The organism is Okeania sp. SIO3B5 (assembly GCF_010692555.1).
Classification (GTDB): domain Bacteria; phylum Cyanobacteriota; class Cyanobacteriia; order Cyanobacteriales; family Microcoleaceae; genus Okeania.
On the sequence record NZ_JAAHHG010000691.1, the window covers coordinates 1 to 4,469 of the forward strand.

The 4,469-nt window shown below is 37.0% G+C and carries 5 protein-coding genes and 1 pseudogene; 2 read left to right on the forward strand and 4 right to left on the reverse strand.

Translation table 11 applies throughout. From position 1 onward, the window contains the following. Positions 1-124: 124 nt before the first annotated feature. The 3 genes and pseudogenes from F6K54_RS40925 to F6K54_RS40935 all read right to left on the reverse strand — a co-directional run bounded on the left by F6K54_RS40925 (position 125) and on the right by F6K54_RS40935 (position 976). Positions 125-460 carry a XisI protein gene (locus F6K54_RS40925; RefSeq protein WP_293090210.1) on the reverse strand — a complete coding sequence of 112 codons (336 nt, stop codon included), beginning with the start codon at positions 458-460 and terminating at the stop codon, positions 125-127. Beyond that, positions 448-783, reverse strand: a pseudogene (locus tag F6K54_RS40930) (element excision factor XisH family protein); the annotation flags it as partial. The gene F6K54_RS40925 and the pseudogene F6K54_RS40930, both read right to left, overlap by 13 nt. A 64-nt stretch (positions 784-847) precedes the next feature. Further along, positions 848-976, reverse strand: coding sequence for an element excision factor XisH family protein (locus F6K54_RS40935; protein WP_293090212.1), 129 nt, complete (start codon positions 974-976; stop codon positions 848-850). Positions 977-1,117: 141 nt separating this feature from the next. Here F6K54_RS40935 and F6K54_RS40940 point away from each other — a divergent pair, with 141 nt between their 5' ends. Beyond that, a complete protein-coding gene (locus tag F6K54_RS40940; RefSeq protein WP_293090214.1) occupies positions 1,118-2,449 on the forward strand; it encodes a DUF58 domain-containing protein in 1,332 nt (443 codons plus the stop codon). A 565-nt stretch (positions 2,450-3,014) separates the two neighbouring features. Continuing rightward, entirely contained in the window at positions 3,015-3,881 is an 867-nt protein-coding gene (locus tag F6K54_RS40945; RefSeq protein ID WP_293090215.1) for a class I SAM-dependent methyltransferase, read from the forward strand. 340 nt (positions 3,882-4,221) lie between these two features. On the opposite strand, the gene F6K54_RS40950 is transcribed toward F6K54_RS40945, so the two are convergent. Further along, entirely contained in the window at positions 4,222-4,383 is a 162-nt protein-coding gene (locus F6K54_RS40950; protein WP_293090217.1) for a hypothetical protein, read from the reverse strand. Between the last annotated feature and the right edge of the window lie 86 nt (positions 4,384-4,469).

The following is a 4,469-nucleotide window of genomic DNA, read 5'->3' on the forward strand; positions in this document are numbered from 1 at the left end:
GCACCCCAGATCCGGCCGGGGTGTGGCCTGTACTCCAGACGTGTGCCCTTCCCCTCATCTCCCCATCTCCCCATCCCCCCACCTCCCCATCTCCCCATCTCCCCATCTCCCCATCTCTCAACTACTAGGCGATCGCGTAACCTGTATGGTGTCTTACATTAGGCCGATGAAACCCTAAAACAATGTCTGATTTCGGAATTCCTGCCTCAACAAGTTCTGGAGCAATTCCATCTTCCATTCCATCTTGTTGAATCCATATTTTACCATTAATAATTTGAATATGAGTAATGCAGCCGTGAACGCGACGTTTTGGCTGCCAACCAACATCTAATAGTAAGAAATGATTACGTTCCTGATCGATAATTAAATACTCTTCAATTTCACCATAAGTATAAGGCATATTGGCGTATTTTTGGAGAATTTTCTCAATTATATCTCGATATAAATTTAAGTTATCCATTCTACAATTTCCTCTGTTTCTGGTTTGAAAATTAGTAGTTTAACTTGATTAAATCTAATAACAGACTGTGGTAATTCTTCTGAAAAGAAGCCTGAAAATATGTCTTCAGTAATAGCCAGATATAACAGACACTCTGGCTGTTGATCGGACAAAATTTGTGTATAAATGATGTATTGACCCAAGGCTTGTTCTAAATCATTTATGGGAGATGGACTTAAAAAGCTTTTTATTTCTACAGCAATTTTCTGTCCCTCTTTTTGAGCTGCTAAGAGCTTTTTTGCCCCCAAATCTGCATAAAGAATCCTACGGCCAACTTTTAGCCGTAAAGGGTCGTCATTTCAGTTATCAGTTATCAGTACCTCTGCCTGAAGTCAGAGGCTTGAAATATTAAACTTTATTTTTTTTCATCCCCTTAAAAGGGCAGGAGGCTTGAGACCTTATTTTTTGGTCAGTAATTGTCCATCCATCCTTCACTAATCCTGTTTTAACTATCTGATGGTAAATATCTTTTGCCATTTCAACCTAACTGAATACAAGCTTATCTTGCAAAAGCCAAAACCTATTATACAGTTATTAATTATAATAGATTTGATATGATTAATCTACTTAACAAGTCCTAATTTTTAGGATTATTTTTTGAATTTGGTATAACTCGAAATGATTCCTTCAAAACGTTTATATTTACTATTATTATTAGGAATGGTTGTTGCGCCAGCCATCGCTATTTTTTTCGACCGACAAATAAGTTTGATGGCACTAGCACTGTTTGATTTGATTATCTGTAGTTTGGCTGTTTGGGATGGAGCTACAGTGAAACCTCATCGAGTCAAACTAGCGCGCTACCCTTTACAGAAGCTTTCCATTGGGCGAGATAATCATATTACTATATCCGTTGAGTCTGGCAAACACAGGGCAAATATTATTTTGCATGATGATTATCCCCCAGAATTTGCCACTTCCTCTACTACTCTCTCAGCAATAGTTGAACCTAACAGCAGTCAGGAATTAACTTATCATGTCAACCCCGATAAACGAGGTGAGTTTCAGTGGGGAAATATTCGGGCCCGACAATTGGGGCAGTGGGGGTTAGCGTGGCAGCAATGGCAAGTTCCGGCAAGTCAACAGGTGGCAGTTTATCCAGATTTGCTGGGGTTACGATCGCTCTCTATCCGTCTCTCTCTACAAAATACTGGCACGATGCGTCAAAAGCGACGCCTGGGAATGGGAACAGAATTTTCCGAACTCCGGGAATATGGTATTGGTGATGATATACGCTTCATTGACTGGAAAGCTACTGCTCGTCGTAGTCGTCCTTTAGTGCGGGTATTGGAACCAGAAACGGAGCAAACTTTGATTATTTTACTTGATGGAGGGAGGTTGATGACTGCACAGGTGCAGGGTTTAAAGCGGTTTGACTGGGGTTTGAATGCTACTTTGTCATTGGCAATGGCGGGGTTGAGTAGAGGCGATCGTGTGGGAGTGGGAGTATTTGAGCGTCAACTCAGTACTTGGATACCACCAGAGAGGGGAAAAAATCAATTATCAAAATTAATTGAAAGTCTGACACCTGTTCAACCAGTTTTGCGGGAACCAGATTATGTTGAGGCAGTTACTAGAGTGGTTAAGCAACAAACCCGTCGTGCTTTAGTAGTGGTAATTACAGATATTGTGGATACTACTGCTTCTGCAGAACTTTTGGCAGCATTGGCAAGGTTAACGCCTCGTTATTTACCATTTTGTGTGGCTTTGTGCGATCCATTGGTGAATAAATTAGCTCATACTACTTTTTCTGGAGAAAATCAGCAGGTACATGAAAAAAGTCATGCTGCTTATACTTGTGCTGTGGCAATAGATTTATTATCTCAAAGACAGGTTGCTTTTAGTCAGTTGAAACAGAAAGGAGTTTTGGTTTTAGATGCGCCAGCAAATCAAATTAGTACAGAATTGGTAGATAGATATTTGCAGCTCAAATCTAGGAATTTACTCTAGTATTTAACTGGACTTTCGGAAAAAAGTAAAATTTGACTTCCCACATTCCGCACTTCAATTTGTAAGATAAAAATTAGTATAGAACCCCTGAGTGGATCTTTTAAGTTGATTAATATTACGAAATTTAAATTATATAGTCATTTCAAATAAGAATGATACAAAGATTTAGCTATGAAGGCTATCATCACAAGGCAGTGTCTCACTTGAAATTGAAATGACTATACTAAAAATCTGATAAAATTTATTTAAGATCTAAGTAATCGCTAATCTTTTAAGCATAAATCTAACAAAACATAAAAGTTTTTAACTAAATTTTTACCGAATAATTAATAATTAATAATTATTAATTAAATAATTCTGGTTAAAAGCCTCCCCTTTCAAGGGGAAAAAAAGAAATAATATTTCCTTATATTCAATTCCGTAGCGGTTTTAACCAGAGGTAATTATCCATTATCCATTATCCATTATCCATTATCCATTAATGAAATCTTTCCATCCAAGAATTACTTCTCTCTAGAACCCATCTATACTTAACCGAAACAAAACCTAAAGGTGTGATCAAATCATGTTTGATGAGCTCAAAGAAATAAATTCTAAGCCTAAGCCATTTGAATTTTATACAGCCAATGAATTGTGGACGAATGAGCATACAGCTAATGTTATGCTGGAATATCATTTAAGTGAAGATATTGACCTTTCTTCTCGAAACAAGGCTTTTATAGATCGCTCCGCTAAATGGATAATTGAATATTTTAACATAGATGAGAACTGCGCTATTGCTGATTTTGGTTGTGGCCCTGGTTTGTATACAACAAGATTTGCCCAAAAAGGCGCATCAGTAACAGGAATTGATTTTTCAAAAAATTCTCTGAACTATGCTCAACAGGTAGCAACAGAAAATAGTTTGAAAATCAATTATGTAAATACAAATTATTTAGACTTTCAAACATCTGAAAAATTCGATCTAATCACCATGATCATGTGTGATTTTTGTGCACTGAGTCCAGAACAAAGGAAAACACTACTTCAAAAATTTTCATCGCTACTAAAACAGAATGGTTCTCTTTTACTTGATGTCTATTCAATCAAAAGTTTCAACAAAAAACAAGAGTCAGCATTTTATGAACATAATCATCTAAATAATTTTTGGTCGTCAGAAGAATACTATTGTTTTGTAAATTTATTCATATATGAAATCGAAAAAGTAAGTTTAGACAAATACACAATCATTGAAAAAAACAAAAAACGTATTGTTTACAACTGGCTACAGTATTTCAGTAAAGAAACACTAAAAAATGAATTAGAAAGTAATGGCTTTGTTGTTAATGAGTTTTTTGCAAATGTTGCCGGAGATAAATATGAATCTAATTTGCTTGAGTTTGCAATTACTGCCAAAAAATATATAGCGCTGTGCGCAGGCAATAGGCAGTAGGCAATAGGCAACCCACCCCTAACCCCTCCCAGGAGGGGGATAAAAAGCTATTGACAGATATTGGTTTTAGCGTTTTAGAGTTGAAAAAAGTACCAGCTTTTCGGTGGCAATAGCTGCATAAAGCTAGTATTTTGGGACGATGATGGCAGAAAAATTGAGAGACAAAACTTAGCTCCTACCTCCTCGCTCCCAAGCCATTTCTCCTGTCTTCCCCTCCCCTCCTGGGAGGGGCTAGGGGTGGGTTGTCTCCTGTCTCCTACTCCAGCAAAAAGACTTTCCATACGCAAACCCTAAGTATTTAACCGAACATGATATAACAAGCGATCGCCACCTAATCTTCTTAATCAATTAATTGTGAATAACGATGATTGTCAATTTTGTCAAATGTACCATTATAAACAAAGTTTCTGGGCAGATCTGCATTAAAGAAATCATGAGGAAAACCAAGTTCAATTTGACTGACTTTCTCAAGTTGCTGAATTTGCTGTGCTGATAATTCCACATCCACACATTGAATATTATCTTCACTCTGAGGAAAAAAGGAGACAAAATTTTACTTATCTCCTAAACTATCGGGGACAATTGTAA